This is a genomic window from Nocardia sichangensis (assembly GCF_047200615.1).
GTDB lineage: Bacteria > Actinomycetota > Actinomycetes > Mycobacteriales > Mycobacteriaceae > Nocardia > Nocardia sichangensis.
Map to the genome: position 1 here is coordinate 120,888 of NZ_JBJZOK010000020.1, position 16,275 is coordinate 137,162.

A 16,275-nucleotide genomic window follows, 5' to 3' on the forward strand; every position below is an offset into this window, starting at 1 on the left:
GGCTACAGCAGACCCGCTTCGGTCATCAGCTGCGTGACCTTCTTCGAGTCCAGCTTGGACGGATCGACCGCGGGGGCCTGCAGATCGGCCAGCGGCGGCAGCGCCGGGTTCGCGGCCACTCCGGCGGCGACCGGGTACTCCAGCGACGTGCCGTCGCGCAGCACCTCTTGTCCGGTCTTGCCGACGATGAACGCCAGGAACTTCTGCGCCGCCTCCTGCTTCTTGCTCGCCTTCAGCACGCCGCCGCCGGAAACGCTGACGAAGGCTCCCGGGTCCTGGTTCTTGAAGTAGTGCAGGGCGGTGTCGGCGCTGCTCTCCTTCGTGTTCGCCTGGTCGCGGTACCAGTAGTAGTGGTAGATGACGCCGCCGTCCGGGCTGCCGGAATTGACCGCCTTCATGGTGGCGACGTTGTTCGGGAACGGTGTCGCGTTCTCCTTCATGCCCTTCAGCCAGGCGCGGGTGACGTCCTCACCCTTCAGCGCCAGCAGGGCCGCCACGATGGCCTGGAAGTCGGCGCCGGAGACGCCCGCGCCCCAGCGGCCCTTCCACTGCGGTTGCGCCAGATCCAACAGCGAGGCGGGCAGCTGACCGGGCTGGACCTTGTTCTTGTTGTAGACGAACACCGTCGACCGCGCGGCGACGCCGGTCCACTTGCCGGTGGACGGGCGGAACTGCGCGGGCACCTGCTCCAGGGTCTTGGCGTCCACGTCGGCGAACAGACCCGCGTTCTCCACCAGCGCCATGGCGGGGGAATTCTCGGTGAGGAAGACGTCGGCGGGCGAGGCAGCGCCCTCGGCGACCAGCTGGTTGCCCAGCGCCGTGTCGCCGCCCTGGCGCAACGTCACCTTGATGCCGGTTTCCTTGGTGAACTCGTCGGCCCACTCTTTGGTGAGCGATTCGTGCTGCGCGTTGTAGACGGTGATCTCGTTCGCGTTGTCGGAGGAATTCGAGCAAGCCGTGCCGCCGATGGCCGTCATGGTGAGGACCAATCCAGCGGCAATCGTCTTCCATCTGACCGGCTTCATCCTCGTCCTTCCGACCGCGTTACCCGTGCATATGTTGAGCCTTACCTAAGGAAGATACCGCGTCCGACATGCGGGAACCCTGGCAGATCTGGGGATTTCTCGCTGACGCTACGTCAGCCCCGAAAAGTCGCGCAGTGCAATGTGATTGCGGTCCGCGCAGGTGCCGAGCGTGTAATCCGGCTGCAGTCCGAAGTACTCGCCGCGGGTGAGCGCGCTCCAGCGCCGGGCGTCCTCGGTGCGGGTCTTGTAGAAATTGACCATGTATCCGCCCTCGTAGAGGCGCAGCAGGCTGTAGCCGCCCGGGTACTCCTTGACCGCGGCGACCTCCAGGAACTCGACCGCGCACGGCGCGTCCGGCCTGGTGCGGCGATTACGGTGGGTGTGGCCGCTGTGTTGCAGGAAGACGCCGGGGCTGCGGGTGTAGAGCGCCTGCAACTCGGCGCTGTCGCGTCCGTCGAGCACGAAGCCGGGTCCGGCGAGGTTGGTCAGTCCGGACTCCGTCGTGACCGGGTGATGGCCGAATACCAGCGTCGGCCGGTCCGGATCGGCGCGCAGGCGTTCGGCGAGGTGATCGAACTGCGGGCGCTCGATGGAGCCGCCCGCGCCGTCGAGTTGGCTGGTGTCCAATCCCAGCACCCGCAGACCGCCGACCTCGTGTTCGACCATTTCCTGTCGTGCGGAGAAGACATCGGCCCAGCAGTCGCGGTGGTCAGCGGGCGCGGGGGCGCAACCGGCGTATTCGCCGCCGACGTGCGGCCGGTCGTGGTTGCCGCGCACGGCCAGGTAGTCGTGGCCGAGCGTGCCCCAGGCATCGAGGCGGGCCCGCACCGTGCGGGTGTCCTGCTCGGAGGCTTCGGCGGTCAGGTCGCCCGCGAGCAGCAAGAGTTCGGCTGCGCGGTCGGGACGACGCAAGTCGTCCAGCATCGCAGTCAGCATCACTTCGGGGTAGGGCGTGAGGCCGGGACCCTGCCGGAAGCCGGGGGGCAGGTCGCCCGCGATCAGCCCGCTGACTTGCTCGCCGTAGTGCACGTCGTTGGACAGTGCCAGCGTGCGCAACCTGCGGCCGGGCGGCGGGACCAGGGTGGTGAACTCGCCGCGCGCTTCCGGCGCGGCCGGGTCGGCGGTGGTGAGCGAAAGCGCCGGTGTGGCGCGCAGGCCCCCGGACCAGGCTTCGAAGCGGTAGGCGCGGCCCGGCTCGAGTCCCGCTATCTCGGCGTAGTGGAAAGGGGTCGGGTGGTCGTCGGCGAAGACCTGGGCCGGTGCGCGCGGCGAGTCGGCGGGACCGATTCGCACCTGGGCGTCGGTCTCGACGGGCAGCAGCCGACCGCCCGGGTCGGGCGCGAGCGTGGTCCAGGTGAGGATCACCGAGGTGTCGGTGATCGTCACCACTTCCAGATCCGTCGCGATGATCGTATTCGGTTGAGCGCGAACCGGTTTCGGTCGACCGGCAAGAGGGAGCAGAGCGGCGAGGCCGAGCGCGCCGAGGACGGTCCTGCGGCTGGGGCCGCAGCAACTCATGCGTGGGTGCATGTGATCAGCGCGTGCCCTCCGGGGAGCAGACCTTCCACTTGCCGTCTTCTTTCTTCAGATGCTCGGTCGTGCTGGTTTCGGTATCGGGCTGCTCGCCCGGCACCGCGACGGTGAGTTTGCCGGTGACCTTCGCGGTCGCGGTGTCCCCGGTGACGACGATGTCGTCGATCCTATCGATGGTGACTGAAACCGAGGTGCTGTCGAATTCCTTCTTCTCGCTCTCGGTCATCGCCTCGAACGCGGCGCGTTCGCGGGCGCACGCCTGTTCGGCCGCCGCGCGGAAGCCGCGCCTGTCGAGAGTCTCGTAGAAGTCGCGGATCGCGAGCTCGATCTTCTTCTCGTCCGAGGCGAGCGGACCTTTGCCCTGCGTGGTCAAGAAGATCCCGGCGATCAGCGCGCCGGCGATCACCAGCACGACTATCACCACCAAGCCGGCGATCAGGCCGGTGTGGCTCTTTCTGGGCTGTGGTGGGTATCCGCCGGGCGCGTAGCCGGGTGGCGGATAACCGGGCCCGGGCGGTGGATAACCCGGTCCGGGTGGTGGGAACGGTTGTCCGGGACCGGGTGGTGGAAAGGGTTGTCCCGGACCGGGTGGTGGGAAGGGGCGCCCGGGTTCGGGCGGTGAAGGGGGTTGCCCCGGACCCGGCGGTGAAGGCGGTTGCCCCGGACCGGGTGGCGGGGAGGGTTGCCCTGGACCCGTCGGTGAAGGGGGTTGCCCCGGACCGGGTGGCGGGGAGGGTTGCAACGGCTCCGGCGGCGGAAGGGGTTGCTCAGGTTCAGGCGGCGGGGAGCCAGGGGGCGGCTGTTGCGGCTGCAACGGTCGGTCATCCGGCGGTTGCCCGCCCGGTGGATTAGCCATGTCGTCCTCCGGTCTGCCCCCGGTGCCTGCATCGCTACGGCAAGGGCGTGCCCGGGTGACCGGAAACCAAACCAGACCGGATCGTTCGGTCAGGTGTGGAGCGGCCAGGCGGCGCTCGGCTCCCGATCCGGTCCGGCGCAGGTGTCGTCTGCGTGCTGCGTGGGTGTCGGGGGGAGGGTGCTCGGCTCTTGGTGTGGTCCGGTGCTGGTGTCGTGTTCGGGGTGTGTGGGTGTGGGCGGGAGGGTGCTCGGCTCTTGATGCGATCCGGTGCAGGCGTCGCGTCCGGGCTGTCGGCGCGGGTGTCGGCGGAACAGCAATCGGCCCGTGATCCGGGTTCTTGCGCGAGGTCGGCACTCGCGGCGTCAGGCGTCCAATGCGGCGTGCCAGCGTGCGGTGTCGGTGTACTGGTGCAGGCGCGTGATGCGCCCGTCATCGTCGACCTGCCACAGGTGCACGAACTCCGCTTCGTACTCGCGGCCGGTGGCGCGCGCCGCGCCGCGATAATGCCCGGTCACCACGACGGTGCCGTCGGTTGTCTCCTGCCACGTCTCGTCGTACGGCGCGGTGTCGAAATCTCGCGCGACCGGTCCCCAGATACCCGTCATCGCCGCGATCGGCCCGTGGAAGGCGCCGCCCGCGTCGCACGGCATGCCCGGTGCGGTTCGCGCTTCGAACTCCGGATGCAGCAGCGCCAGGATCGCCGGTCCGTCACCGGTCTGCGTCGCGGCGTAGAAACCCTTGACCACCTCGAACTTCGCCGACATGTCGTTCTCCTTCTAATATGATCGTTCTAGAACGAACATACTAGAAGCCGAGCGCTGATGGCACTGTGGCCGTCGTCATGCCGCCCGATTCGGGCCGGGTTGCCTGGTGCTTGCCGCATATGTCCGGCTAACATTCGAACATGGGTTCGATAAGCGATGAAACGCCGCGAACCGAAGGAACGGAACCCGAGCTGGTCTACCCGAACCGGACCGGCCACTACTACCGGACGCTGACCTACCCGCCGCGCCCGGTCTGGGTACGGCTGGACGCGATCCTGGTCCGCGATCCAGGGACGCCGCGCCATGTGAACGGCGCCGGGGTAATCATGCGCGGCGAGCGACCCGGAACCCTGACGCACTGGTTGCCCACCGTCGACGGCGATTGGATGGGCCGGGTGAACTACAGCATCCAGTTCGCCGACGGACGTCCGGATCTGCAGGTGCGCGACCAGTTGGTTCCCGCCTATGCGCTGCGTCCGCGGGATACCGGACAATCCGGACCGGAATCGGCTCGATCGTCACGCGGGAATGTCGCGCGACCCGAGCCGGGCTCATTGCCGTGAATTTGCCTGCCCTGCCCATATCTGCGGGATCGCTGCCAACCAGGTTTGCTGTCCAGCGCGCCGCGGCCCGAATGGGTTGTCCCGTCGATTGCCGGCCCGGTTGTCGCCGTAAGGGGCCGGTGATACGTTGCCCGGCATGGGATTTCAGTTGCCGCATCCCGAGGTGCTGTGGGCGCGCGTGACCGTCTTGGACGTGATCACCTGCGCAACGCACACCGATCGGGCCGCGAGCGGACAGGAGATCGGGCAGACGGCCAGAGTGGAAGGCGGCCGGCTGATCAACGACGACGGTGAGGGCAATTGGTTCTCGCTGGTCAGATATGCCGGTGACCGCGCGCTGCTATTCGGGAGGGACGAGGACAACGAGGTCGCCGGAACCTCCTACGATCCGCTGGCCGCGGCGCCCGCCTGGGTGCGGTCCGTGGAACCGACCACGAAGCTGCCCGGCGGCGTCCAGGGCCCGGTCAGCTTCGTGCGCTGGTGGGAGTTCGGCCGCTGGCAGCACACGCCGACCGAGCTGGACGACGGCCTCGAACTCGGCCTCAGCGCCGCCTCCGACCGGGAGGACTTCACCGGCAGCGTCATGAGCGCCGCCATTCACGCGAAGTGGGTGGAGATGGATTACGAGGCGGGCAAACTCACCGCCCTCACCGTCGACCCCACCGCCCTGCACGCCCTCTGCGACGCCGCCGAGAACGGCGCCGTCACCAAGGCGCACTTCTACTTCCTCCAGCCCGGCTTCACGGCCCCCGCCTTCACATACCTCACCAACGCGGGCGTCCTCACATCCACCGACAAACCCACCGAACCCCTGCCGTAAACGTCGCGCCGCACACGGCACCCAACCATCCGAGAAGGGCTCCCGACTACGGGGGCCTTTTCTTATATGACGGCGGCATTGGCGGCACGCGTCCACGTGTCATGCCACGACTGTCGGTGGGCTGCGTTGCAGGCGGTAGGCACCCAGCTGGTCGCGCAGCGCGAACGCGAGCGGATGTCATTCTGTTCGGCCGAGTGCCGGAACGTCGCGGCCGAGTCGGCCGCGGACAACGGCCTGCTGGTCGGGCGTTCACCTCGCGTGTATGTCGATAACCGGTTTCCGCGACGGTTCGAGGGTGGCCAGCAACGTCCGCATGACGTCGTCGCCGACCGCGACACACCCTGCTGTCGGCCTGCCGACATCGACGTGGACGAAGAACGCGGAGCCCCGCCCCGGCACGACCGGAAAGCGGTTGTAGTCGATGACCAGCGCATAGTCGTACTGCGGTTCGGTTCGCCCGAGATTCTCGCTGAGGGCGGGGTCGAACGGGCATTCACCCTCGGCGCACCGATACTTCTGGTTGTACAGCGGGCTTTCGGTGTCGGACACCCACCACCAGGTATTGGACGGATCGACCGAAAGGTAGGGAAGTTTCGCGCCCACGGCAGGCACCCGGCCGAATCCTTCGGTCAACGGAAAGGTGCCCTCCGGCGTATATGCCGCCCCTTCTCTGGCCTCCCGCGAAATCCCCTCCGCACCAACCCAAGCGGGCACAGCAAGCGTCCGCTCCCACCGCCGGAACCGCCCCCGCTGCCACAGCTCCAACGTCCCCCGGTCGGCCCCCGCCGCCGCACTCACCCAGATAACTTGACTCCCCGGAACCGCATCCACATCGAAGGGCGGCCGCTCTCTACCGGCCACAGCCCACAACACACCCCCCAGCACCACGGCAACGGCCACGAGCCCGCCCACCACAACCCGGCCTCGCCGCCCCCCACTCCCATCCAATCCCATTCACCCTCCTATGTAGACGAGCCACGAGTGGCACACGGCTGCGGCAAATGTCGAGTAGACCTCTCGATGGTGTGCCACTCGTCATCATCATCTCGGGGTTATGGCCTGCCAGTACTGAGTTCTCACCGTGTCCCAGAGGTCGAAGAGTTTCGGGAACCACTCGCGTACCTGGGCCAGGTCGGGGCGGTCCGCTCCTTCGCCGAAGTAGATCATGCCGGGGTCGCCGTTGGGGATGTCGATTATCGAGCCGTCCATCCTCATCCGGTAGGCCGGGGCCCCAGCGGCATGGTCGATGAGCGACTCGATCGCGATCTGCGACCCGCGCGCGATCCGCCAGAGGACGGTGTGGTCACCAAATGTCGTGCTGTGCAATGGTCATCCTCCCGCGCGAGGAGTCAGCGGTATCGCTCGAGAGCACCCGACGACCGCTGGCAGTGATCTGGTATCCACTGCGGCCGGCCATTCCGGTGTGCACGACCAGGCCGGCCGCCTCGAGGCGTAGTAGTGCGCGGCGAGTTCGCCTTCCGGACGCATTCGCCGTTCTCACCAGCGAGTCCACGGACAGGATTCCGCCCGGCGCGAGTGCCGCCAGCACGGCGGACTGAGCCTTGCTGAGTCGGGGGTGCGATGCCATGGGGCAGAGGATGTGCGGGAAGCCGATATCCAGGCGCGACAACGAAATCAGGTCGGCAAACTCGCGCAAATCGCCAGATCGCGTTGTGCAACGCCGCCTACGATCGGCGCGTATTGCAACTGACAGCAACCTCGGAATGCAACGACAGGGGAGCGTGCATGACAGACGGTCAGGCGGACGAAACGGGCAGCACACTGCCGCGTAGGCAACTCGGCCGATATCTGAGGGAGGCGCGTGAAGGAGCTGGATTCACGCTGGAACGGGCTGCCTCCTTGATGGAGTGGCACAAGTCGACGTTGAGCCGCCTGGAGCGCGGCTCGACGGACAGGGTCAGGACTCGGGACGTGTCAGGGCTCTGCGAGATCTATGGGCTCAACGAGGAGAGGACCGCCGTCGCCACGGGACTCGCGGAGCAGACACCCGCGAAGTCGTGGTGGCACACCTACGGAGATCTGATCCCGGCGTGGTTCAACCTGTACGTCGGGTTGGAAGCGGGCGCAGAAGCATTGGCGACATACCAGCCCTTACTGATACCTGGCCTGCTGCAAACTCCGGACTACACACGGGCTATCGACCGGCTCTATTTCACAAACGACAGTGAAGAAGAATTGGAGCGTCGTATCCAGGTTCGTGCTCAGAGGCAGCGCCTCCTCACACGCTCGCGTCAGCCCACCAGAGCATCTTTCGTACTGCACGAAGCTGTGCTGCGCACTGTAGTCGGCAATCGGCGCGTGATGGCCGCACAGTCACGACATATCGCGGATATGTGCGCACTCGAAAATGTCGAAATCCGAATTCTGCCGTTCCATACCGGACTTCCGCTCGGAGCAGCCCTACCGCCTTTCACCATCTTGGACTTCGCTCAGGATGTTCGCGGCAAGCTGACGGAGCCGCCCATCGTCTACTGCGAGAACTACACCGGCAGCGCGTACCTTGAAGGACGAGTGGATGTGCTGAAATTTCGGGAGGCATTTGCGCTGCTTCGGCGGGCTAGTCCAGACGCCCGCCCGAGCCGCGACCTGATGCGACAGATAGCAAGGGAGTTCGATTGTGAACGTTGACTTATCCGGAGCGCGCTGGTTCAAGTCGAGCCGCAGCCAAGGTGGAGCAGACTGCGTCGAGGTCGCCTATCTGGCCGGAGGCCTGGTCGGCGTCCGCGACTCGAAGAACCCGATGGGCCCGGCGCTGGTCTTCGCCCCCGGCGAGTGGGACACCTTCACCGCAGGTGTGGCCGACGGCGAGTTCGTCCGACCATAGGAGTCACCGCAGCCGACCACGAGCCTCGGGCAAAGCCCGGGGCTCGTAATCATTGCAGCGGCTAGCATTCGAAGTGCCTGCAATCCCGGTGCTGGAAAGACGGGCGATCGGGTGTCGACCACCGGGAGTTCTCGGCATCCGCGCCCGTACCAGCGTCCTGTCGATTCGAATCAGGTGTGTCCCGCGACCCATTCAGTGGGCGGCGAAGAACTGCCAGATGATCTCCGAAGCATCGAATTGGCGGCTCACCGCGCCGACCAACGCCTTGGGGAGATACTGCTCGCCGCCCGGCCAGGTGTGGCCACCGTTGGTGACCGTGTAGAGGACGACGCCGACATCGTCCGGGCACAGCGCCGTCTCGATCTTTACTGAGGTCCCGTCGTCGCCGCGTGCGGGCAACTCACTGGCGTTCGGCGGTGGACAGCCGTTCTTCCCGCGCCACAGTTGTTGCGTGGCCGCCACCGACAAGACCGGGCCGGTGCCCGTGCGGCCGTGATTGCCCGACGTCACCCGCACGACACCGCCTTCGTACGGGACGATCGGATCGGCGGTGCCATGGATCTCCAGCACCGGAAGTGGATGCGCGAGTGCGCAGTTCGTCTCGTCCGCGGTGGGAAGTGGACCAGCCACCGGCGCGATCGCGGCCAGCTTGGCGCTCAGGTGACACCCCAGATGCTGGGTGAACATGCCCCCGTTGGACATCCCGGTGGCATACACCCGAGCCGGATCGACCTCGTCGGCGGCGACCAGGTGGTCGATCAGCGCCGAGACGAACCCGACATCATCGACATCCGCTGCGCCCGCGCGTGTGTCGGCACCCCGGCCGTCGTTCCATGACCTGCCGATCCCCTCGGGGTAGACCGCGATGAATCCATTGGCGTCGGCCAGCCGATCGAAACCGCTCTTGTTCGCCATGTACCCGGCGCTACCGCCACCACCGTGGAAGACCAGAACCGCCGCGAGCCTGCCTTGCGGTGAACCCGCCGGACGGTGGATGAGGTAGTGGCGTTGCGCGCCCGCGTAGTCCAGGACGCGGTGCGGATCATCGGGTCCACTGGCACGCGAATGCGCGCAGGCGGCGGTCATGACTAGGGCCGCGCCGACGACGATGGCGGCCAACGATCTCAGCACGGCTCGATGGTAGGAGCCCCGGCACCGCGAGACCACCCACTGATGCGGCCGCATCGGTGATCCGAATAACTTCGGCGCCATCTGCACAGGATCTCGTACCTTACGAGCATGAAGGCGATGAACTACACCGAGGCGCGAGCGAACCTCGCATCGGTTCTCGACAGCGCCGCCGAGGATCTGGAAGAAGTGGTGATCACACGTACCGGGCGCGAACCTGTCGTGGTGGTCGCCCTGAGCGAATATCGAGCGCTGAAGGAGACCGCGTACCCTCTCGGCAACCCAGCTGACGCGCGACACCTCGAGCGCTCTACAGCGGAACCTCGTGGGCGAATCTTGGAGCGGTGCCGCTAGCTGTTCTCCAGGATCGAGAGGTACAAGCGTGTTGCTACGGCTTCGGCGTCCTCGGTCATGGGATCTGAGTAGGTCCGTGCTCCTGGAAGGTTGGCGGCGTACGACCGGGCGGCAGTCGCGAGGACGGACATTAGGCCGGATGAACGCTGGATTGGCGACTTCACTGCCCAGGCAAGGTGCTTCACTCCTGGTGGAAGCTCTTCTTCACACGCCAAGCGGAGGGCGAGTTTGTCAACAGTCATACCGTCGCGCGATCCGAAAAGTGCTGGGGGAGCCAATCGTTCGGCGATCTGCCACCACCGCACCGTCTGGAATACATGAACAAGCCGATCGGCATACTCATCCAGCAGCGCTGGATAGAAGTGTGGAACGAGCCGGTCATATCTGAAGTTCGCGGCTGACTCCGTTCGAATGATTCGGTCGAGCTCGTCCCTCGCGTCGAGCGACGCCACTGGATGGGTGAGTCGCTTGCCGCCACCGAGGATTGCATCCGCGCCGCTACCGTTCAAGATCGGGCCAAGTTGTGCGATCTTGTCGAAGCTTCTACGAGCGGCGAGTATCGGGATGCCTGCGGTTACCTCCCAGAGTTCCGACGTGCCAAGTCGCCGCATAGTGTCACGAGCCAGTTGGCTGATCTCTTGTGGTGTCAGGCGGATGAGGTCATGCCTTAGGCCGAGGGCTGCGGCCGCGGCTGCTGCGTTCCGTTCGTCCGATTGGCCTTCGGTCAAGATCGTGACCGCTGTCGGTTTCGCGCCGAGTGCGACCGCGACGGCTGTGACGTAGATCGAATCGACGCCGCCGCTCAGCAGCACGATCGGCGTTCCTCCGAACTTGTCGAGAACGGCAGTGATCCGCGACCGAGTTTCTTTGGCAATGAGGTGAGCGGCCTCGCGTGGATCGGTGAGTGTTCGCAAGTCGAGTCGAGGGCGTCCGATGTCTCCAAGCAGGTCGGTGACGAACTCGAGCGGTTCGGAAGTCTGCGGGGCCAGGCGGTTTGCGTCGGTCATATCCACCGTTCCAGTTGTGTCGTGTAGATGAGGCGATGCCGGTCGCCGGTCACGCTCACCATGCCGTCCTACGGGTCGATCAACCAAGACGGCGCGAAGGACGCCGAGGGCAAGCTGTGCTCGGACGGCTCACCCCGCAACCCGCTGGTCGACCGGTGGATTCAGAACCTGCGCCGCTGCGTCGGCTACGACGTGGACCCCGAAGTTCATGGCGGAAGCCGCGTCCGGCGTTTCGTACCGCGCAAGGACGTGACGGTTGAGGAGGTCTGTCAAGACTGGCTGGCAGCCTGCATTGGGCTCGGCGCACGACGCCGGCGGGATACCGGTACAACCTCGCGCCCCTGCGAGAACGGTACGGCGGGCTCCCGGTACAGAAGCTCACGCAAGCACCTGGACGACCTCGTGTCGGCGCTCGAGCAGGACGGGACGAAGACCGAGAAGGGGAAGGTCCGGCGGCCGTGGGCGGCTCGATGGTAGGAGCCCCGGCCCGCGGGGCCACCCGGTCGACTGCTCGCACGACGCTGCCGCGTGGTCGCCCTCCATCGAGATGCGTAGCTGCGAACGCGCTATCGGTGATCCGAATAACTGCGGTTCCTGTCTGTACAGGATCCTGTACATTGGGAATATGAAGCCGATGAACTACACCGAGGCGCGAGCGAACCTCGCATCGGTTCTCGACAGCGCCACCGAAGACCTAGAAGAAGTGGTGATCACCCGTGCCGGGCACGAACCTGCCGTGGTGGTCGCCCTGAGTGAATACCAAGCGCTGAAGGAGACCGCGTACCTTCTCGGTAATCCGGCTAATGCGCGACATCTCGAACGTTCAATAGCGGAACATCGGGGCGGCGGTGCCACACCTCGGGAACTGGCGGACCCAGGTGAGCACGAAGACGACGAAGAAGTTACCCCCGAGCGCAATGCATCCCGTCGCAGGGTGGCCGAGTGAAACTGACATTCACCGATTCCGCTTGGGGCGACTACCAGTGGTGGCTCGGCAACGACAAGCGTATCTTGCGCCGGATCAATACCCTCATCGAGGACATCAAACGTAACGGCTACGAAGGCATCGGTAAGCCGGAAGCGTTGAAGCACACCCTGGCTGGCTACTGGTCGCGCCGCATCACCCAGGAACACCGGATCGTGTACGCGATCGAGGACGATGCGGTCGTGATCATCTCCTGCCGCTATCACTACGAGTAATCGGACCGCGCGACGACGGGCAGCCCATCTGTCGTAGCGTCGACTGAGCACTTCTCGCCCATGAGGTTGAGACTGTTAACGAGAAAGGCCCCTGACCGGCTGGTCAGGGGCCTTCGCGTTGTGCCCTCGGCAGGATTCGAACCTGCGGCCTTCTGCTCCGGAGGCAGACGCTCTATCCCCTGAGCTACGAGGGCGGGATAGGGCTCGGTCGGGGCCGGGATGGCGGTCCGATCGGGCTGGGTCAGCCTATCGTATCGGCGGCCGTCCGCCAAAAAGGGCGGACGGCGGCGGGGTTTCGGGTCAGGGGAGGGGGGCGGCGCCCCGGGCGGTGAGCATGGTGGTCATCAGGTCGGATTCGCCGCGTTGGGTGGTGGCCATGGTTTCGGCGAGGGTGCGCACCGCCGTGGTGTCGGCGTGCTGGGCGGCGTAGTCGATCATCGACAACCCTCCCTGGTGATGACGCAGCATGAGCTGCAGGAACATCGTGTCCAGCTTGGGGCTGGTGGCCTGGCGGAGCGCGGCGAGTTCGGCGGGGGTGGCCATGCCGGGCATGGTGGACACCGGCCCGGAGTGGTGTGGCATGTCGGCACCGGAATGATCGTGGCCGCCCATCGGCTCGGTCATCCAGCCCATGAACCCGTCGACGCTCTGCGCGGGCTCGCCCCACAGCTGCAACCAGCCCTGCATGCGTCCGATCTGGCTCTGCTGGGTGGTGAGGATGTCGTAGGCCAGGCGGCGTACCTCGGTGTCGGTGGAGCGAACCAGCAGCACGCCCGCCATTTCGACGGCTTGGGCGTGGTGCGCCGACATGTCCTGACTGAAACCGACGTCCACCGGGCCCGGGTCCGGCTCCGTGGAACCGTTCAGCGGAATCCGGGCCAGCACGCCGATCGCGAAGCCGATCAGGATCGCGCCGATGATGCCGAGGATCAGCAGCGCGGTGCGCTGGCGGCGGAACTGTCCGCCGACGCCGGATGCTTCGCGGTCATCGGATCCGTCAGATGCTTCGCGTTCGGATGTGGTAGCTCGGCGATCGCCCGATCCGGCAGGTGCTTCGGGCGAGGAGGACCGGGCGGATGCTTCGCTGTCGGATTCGACGTGTGCCCTTCGATCGCCCGATCTCGAGGATCCGACACTCTCGGGCCTGCTGGCTTCCTCGATACCGGACCCTGCGGCTGTTGCCCGATCGCCGGAGCCGGCGGCTTGGAGATCGCCGGACTCGGTGACTCCGGTGCCGGCGGCTGTCGTCGGTTCGCTGGACCCGGTGGCGCTGCGATCGGCGGATTCGGGAGTGCCGGACCCTGCGGACGCGGCGCGATCCCCGGACCCAGCGGTTTTGCGATTGCCGGATCCGCGCGCCTTGCGACCGTCGGGTCCGATGGCGTCGTGAGTGCCGGACGCGGTGACTTCAGGAGCGCCGGAACCGGCGGATGCTTCGCGCCCCCCGGACTCGACGCCTCCCTGATCGCCGGCCACTACTGCCCCGCGCCAGGAGCGGGCTGCGCGGGCGCGGGCTGCGCGGGCACCGGAGCGCCGGGCACACCCGGAAGTCCGGGAAGACCCGGCACGCCGGGCACGCCGGGCAGACCACCGGGCATGCCGCCGAGTTCGGTCTGGTCCTGCTGCAAGCCCTTGCCGTCCATCGGCACCGCGTCGGGTCCGGGCGGCGTGGGATCGAACGGCGGCGGGTTGTCGGTGTCGAAGACGATCGTCGAGCAGTCCGCGCCGACCTCGGGATAGGTGTAGTTGTTCAGCCGCAGAGCTGTGATGAACTGGCCGACGCGCTTGTCGTCGGGGCTGTCCAGCTTCAACTGGTGCCCCCAGGACTGCAAGGAGACGGCGGAGTCGAGGCCGGGGTAGGGCGACATCAACGTGTACGGCTTGCCCTCGACCTTCGCCTTCAGCGTCGCGATGCCGTCGGCGTTCACCTTGTCCGGGTTGTAGGTGATCCACACCGCGCCGTGCTCGAGCGAGTGCACCGCGTTCTCCACCCGGATCGGCTTGTTGTAGACCACGCCGGTGCAGGTCGCCCACGACTGGTCGTGCGGGCCGCCGAACGGCGGAGCCTGGTCGTAGGCCACGCGCTGGCTGGAGTTGATGTGCAGCCCGGCGGGGTATTCCTTCTTCACCACGCCCGCGATCCCGTCGGACGGGTCCTTCTTCTGCGCGCTCGGCGTGTACTTCTCCAGGTCGGCCTTCTCCCGGTACTTGGGGACCAGGCTGTAAGCCAGCGCGCCGATCAATGCGATGATTACTACGGCCGCGCCGATGGCCAACCAGGGAACCTGGCGATTCTTCTTCGGAAGCTGTCCTTGCCCGCCCCGCTTGCGGGGAGCCGACAACTTCGCCGCGGCCTTGGCGGCCTTGGCCGATTTGGCGCTGGGACTGCTAGGCATCGCTCAGTGTGCTCTTTCGACGTGGATGGATCCGCTGGCTGCGCAGTGCCCACCCGAGGTGCACACCCGCCAAGACCATAGGATAGAGACTCGTGACTCCAGCTGACCTTGCAGATCTCCTTCGCTCTACCGCGGCGAAGGTGCTTGTCGAACGTGGACTGGACCCCGCGGTCCTGCCCGACGAGGTCACCGTGGAGCGTCCCCGCAACCCCGAACACGGCGACTATGCCACGAATGTCGCGATGCAGGTGGCCAAGCGCGCCGGAACCAAGCCGCGTGATCTGGCCACCTGGCTGGCCGACGCGCTGGCCGCCGCCGACGGCGTCGCCGCCGCCGAGGTCGCCGGACCCGGCTTCCTGAACATCCGTCTCGCGGCCTCCGCGCAGGGCGCGATCATCGAGCGGGTGCTCGCCGCGGGCGCCGCGTACGGCACCGCCGAGACCCTGAAGGGCACCCGGATCAACCTCGAGTTCGTCTCGGCCAACCCGACCGGTCCCGTGCATCTGGGCGGCACCCGGTGGGCCTCGGTCGGCGACGCGCTTGGCCGCATCCTGGCCGCGCAGGGCGCGGACGTGGTGCGCGAGTACTACTTCAACGACCACGGCGCGCAGATCGATCGGTTCGCCGCCTCCCTGGCGGCGGCCGCCACCGGCGCGCCGACCCCGGAGAACGGGTACGCGGGCGCCTACATCGGCGAGATCGCCGACAAGATCGTGGCCGCCACCCCGGACGTGCTGAGCAAGCCGGAGGCCGAGCGCCTCGAGCTGTTCCGTGCCGAGGGCGTCGAGCTGATGTTCGCGCACATCAGGGAGTCGTTGCACGAATTCGGCACCGATTTCGACGTCTACTTCAACGAGAGTTCGCTGTTCGCCTCCGGCGCGGTCGAGCAGGCCGTGGAGCGGCTGAAGAACTCCGGCGACCTGTACGAAAAGGACGGCGCCTGGTGGATCGCCAGCTCGGAATACGGTGACGACCAGGACCGGGTGGTCATCAAGAGCGACGGCAAAGCCGCCTACATCGCGGGCGACATCGCCTACTTCCAGGACAAGCGGGCCCGCGGCTTCGACCTGTGCATCTACATGCTCGGCGCCGACCACCACGGTTACATCGGCAGGCTGAAGGCCGCCGCGGCCGCGTTCGGCGACGACCCGGCCACGGTCGAGGTGCTGATCGGGCAGATGGTGAACCTGCTGCGTGACGGCGTCGCGGTGAAGATGAGCAAGCGCGCTGGGACCGTGGTCACCCTCGACGACCTGGTCGAGGCGATCGGCGTGGACGCGGCGCGGTACTCGCTGGTGCGTTCGTCGGTGAACTCGAGCATCGACATCGATCTGAACCTGTGGGCCAGTCAGAGCAACGAGAACCCGGTCTACTACGTGCAGTACGCGCACGCGCGGACCGCGTCCATCGCGCGCAACGCCGCCGAGTTCGATTACGACTCCGTCGCCGCCGACCTCGCGCTGCTGTCGGCCGACGAGGAAGGCGAGCTGATCCGCACCCTCGGCGAATACCCGCGCGTGGTGAGCGGTGCGGCGAGCTTGCGCGAACCGCATCGGGTAGCCCGCTACCTGGAGGAATTGGCCGGCGCGTACCACCGTTTCCAGACCAACAAGAACCTGCGCGTCCTGCCGCTCGGCGACGATCCCGTCTCGCCGACGAACGCGGCCAGGCTCGCTCTGGTCAACGCCACGCGCCAGGTCTTGGCCAACGGCTTGGGCCTGCTCGGCGTCAGCGCGCCGGAGCGCATGTGACCGTCCGGTCGACCAGAGCGAGGAAGGAAGCGA

20 protein-coding genes and 1 tRNA gene are annotated in these 16,275 nt (G+C 66.7%); 9 read left to right on the plus strand and 12 right to left on the minus strand.

Annotated features, from left to right (window positions below):
• Window positions 1-2: 2 nt before the first annotated feature.
• From ACL03I_RS25915 to ACL03I_RS25930, 4 genes are all read right to left on the minus strand, one after another.
• Window positions 3-1,025 carry an iron ABC transporter substrate-binding protein gene (locus ACL03I_RS25915; protein WP_355073667.1) on the minus strand — a complete coding sequence of 341 codons (1,023 nt, stop codon included), beginning with the start codon at window positions 1,023-1,025 and terminating at the stop codon, window positions 3-5.
• 108 nt (window positions 1,026-1,133) lie between these two features.
• Window positions 1,134-2,411 (minus strand): metallophosphoesterase family protein, encoded by a 1,278-nt coding sequence (locus ACL03I_RS25920; RefSeq protein ID WP_412807155.1) that lies wholly within the window; start codon window positions 2,409-2,411, stop codon window positions 1,134-1,136.
• 148 nt (window positions 2,412-2,559) lie between these two features.
• A complete protein-coding gene (locus ACL03I_RS39565) occupies window positions 2,560-3,414 on the minus strand; it encodes an Rv0361 family membrane protein (protein ID WP_459561388.1) in 855 nt (284 codons plus the stop codon).
• Window positions 3,415-3,776: 362 nt separating this feature from the next.
• Window positions 3,777-4,178, minus strand: a complete 402-nt coding sequence (locus ACL03I_RS25930; RefSeq protein ID WP_355073672.1) for a nuclear transport factor 2 family protein — start codon at window positions 4,176-4,178, stop codon at window positions 3,777-3,779.
• A gap of 140 nt (window positions 4,179-4,318) precedes the next feature.
• On the opposite strand from ACL03I_RS25930, the gene ACL03I_RS25935 reads away from it, so the two are divergent.
• A complete protein-coding gene (locus ACL03I_RS25935) occupies window positions 4,319-4,741 on the plus strand; it encodes a hypothetical protein (protein ID WP_355073673.1) in 423 nt (140 codons plus the stop codon).
• Between the two features lie 136 nt (window positions 4,742-4,877).
• Complete coding sequence (locus ACL03I_RS25940; RefSeq protein WP_355073675.1) at window positions 4,878-5,561, plus strand: hypothetical protein; 684 nt, start codon at window positions 4,878-4,880, stop codon at window positions 5,559-5,561.
• A gap of 249 nt (window positions 5,562-5,810) precedes the next feature.
• On the opposite strand, the gene ACL03I_RS25945 is transcribed toward ACL03I_RS25940, so the two are convergent.
• From ACL03I_RS25945 to ACL03I_RS25955, 3 genes are all read right to left on the minus strand, one after another.
• Complete coding sequence (locus ACL03I_RS25945) at window positions 5,811-6,359, minus strand: L,D-transpeptidase family protein (protein WP_412807156.1); 549 nt, start codon at window positions 6,357-6,359, stop codon at window positions 5,811-5,813.
• A 243-nt stretch (window positions 6,360-6,602) separates the two neighbouring features.
• Window positions 6,603-6,887 (minus strand): hypothetical protein, encoded by a 285-nt coding sequence (locus tag ACL03I_RS25950; protein WP_412807157.1) that lies wholly within the window; start codon window positions 6,885-6,887, stop codon window positions 6,603-6,605.
• Window positions 6,865-7,149 (minus strand): DprA-like winged helix domain-containing protein, encoded by a 285-nt coding sequence (locus tag ACL03I_RS25955; RefSeq protein ID WP_412807168.1) that lies wholly within the window; start codon window positions 7,147-7,149, stop codon window positions 6,865-6,867. Before ACL03I_RS25955 ends, ACL03I_RS25950 begins: the two co-directional genes overlap by 23 nt.
• 158 nt (window positions 7,150-7,307) lie before the next feature.
• Here ACL03I_RS25955 and ACL03I_RS25960 point away from each other — a divergent pair, with 158 nt between their 5' ends.
• On the plus strand, window positions 7,308-8,210 hold the full coding sequence (locus tag ACL03I_RS25960; protein ID WP_412807158.1) for a helix-turn-helix domain-containing protein: 903 nt from the start codon (window positions 7,308-7,310) through the stop codon (window positions 8,208-8,210).
• Window positions 8,200-8,406 (plus strand): DUF397 domain-containing protein, encoded by a 207-nt coding sequence (locus ACL03I_RS25965; RefSeq protein WP_355073680.1) that lies wholly within the window; start codon window positions 8,200-8,202, stop codon window positions 8,404-8,406. Before ACL03I_RS25960 ends, ACL03I_RS25965 begins: the two co-directional genes overlap by 11 nt.
• Before the next feature lie 192 nt (window positions 8,407-8,598).
• Here ACL03I_RS25965 and ACL03I_RS25970 read toward each other — a convergent pair whose 3' ends face one another.
• The gene (locus tag ACL03I_RS25970; protein ID WP_412807159.1) at window positions 8,599-9,537 is read right to left on the minus strand and encodes an extracellular catalytic domain type 1 short-chain-length polyhydroxyalkanoate depolymerase; all 939 of its coding nucleotides are present in this window, start codon (window positions 9,535-9,537) and stop codon (window positions 8,599-8,601) included.
• 108 nt (window positions 9,538-9,645) lie between these two features.
• On the opposite strand from ACL03I_RS25970, the gene ACL03I_RS25975 reads away from it, so the two are divergent.
• Complete coding sequence (locus tag ACL03I_RS25975; protein WP_412807160.1) at window positions 9,646-9,888, plus strand: type II toxin-antitoxin system Phd/YefM family antitoxin; 243 nt, start codon at window positions 9,646-9,648, stop codon at window positions 9,886-9,888.
• Here ACL03I_RS25975 and ACL03I_RS25980 read toward each other — a convergent pair.
• Window positions 9,885-10,895, minus strand: coding sequence for an asparagine synthase-related protein (locus ACL03I_RS25980; protein ID WP_412807169.1), 1,011 nt, complete (start codon window positions 10,893-10,895; stop codon window positions 9,885-9,887). The genes ACL03I_RS25975 and ACL03I_RS25980 overlap by 4 nt on opposite strands.
• A 60-nt stretch (window positions 10,896-10,955) precedes the next feature.
• Here ACL03I_RS25980 and ACL03I_RS25985 point away from each other — a divergent pair, with 60 nt between their 5' ends.
• From ACL03I_RS25985 to ACL03I_RS25995, 3 genes are all read left to right on the plus strand, one after another.
• Complete coding sequence (locus tag ACL03I_RS25985) at window positions 10,956-11,372, plus strand: hypothetical protein (RefSeq protein ID WP_412807161.1); 417 nt, start codon at window positions 10,956-10,958, stop codon at window positions 11,370-11,372.
• Between the two features lie 148 nt (window positions 11,373-11,520).
• Entirely contained in the window at window positions 11,521-11,841 is a 321-nt protein-coding gene (locus ACL03I_RS25990) for a type II toxin-antitoxin system Phd/YefM family antitoxin (protein ID WP_412807162.1), read from the plus strand.
• Window positions 11,838-12,095: a Txe/YoeB family addiction module toxin gene (locus ACL03I_RS25995; protein WP_412807163.1), complete on the plus strand. Its 258-nt coding sequence runs from the start codon at window positions 11,838-11,840 to the stop codon at window positions 12,093-12,095. Before ACL03I_RS25990 ends, ACL03I_RS25995 begins: the two co-directional genes overlap by 4 nt.
• 121 nt (window positions 12,096-12,216) lie before the next feature.
• Here the strand turns inward: ACL03I_RS25995 and ACL03I_RS26000 are convergent.
• From ACL03I_RS26000 to ACL03I_RS26010, 3 genes are all read right to left on the minus strand, one after another.
• Window positions 12,217-12,289: transfer RNA gene (locus ACL03I_RS26000), tRNA-Arg, on the minus strand.
• Between the two features lie 106 nt (window positions 12,290-12,395).
• Window positions 12,396-13,031 carry a DUF305 domain-containing protein gene (locus ACL03I_RS26005; RefSeq protein WP_062976440.1) on the minus strand — a complete coding sequence of 212 codons (636 nt, stop codon included), beginning with the start codon at window positions 13,029-13,031 and terminating at the stop codon, window positions 12,396-12,398.
• A gap of 539 nt (window positions 13,032-13,570) precedes the next feature.
• On the minus strand, window positions 13,571-14,491 hold the full coding sequence (locus ACL03I_RS26010; protein WP_397280197.1) for a DUF3105 domain-containing protein: 921 nt from the start codon (window positions 14,489-14,491) through the stop codon (window positions 13,571-13,573).
• A 92-nt stretch (window positions 14,492-14,583) separates the two neighbouring features.
• Here ACL03I_RS26010 and argS point away from each other — a divergent pair, with 92 nt between their 5' ends.
• Window positions 14,584-16,242, plus strand: coding sequence for an arginine--tRNA ligase (gene argS, locus ACL03I_RS26015; protein ID WP_355073686.1), 1,659 nt, complete (start codon window positions 14,584-14,586; stop codon window positions 16,240-16,242).
• Window positions 16,243-16,275 lie beyond the last annotated feature (33 nt).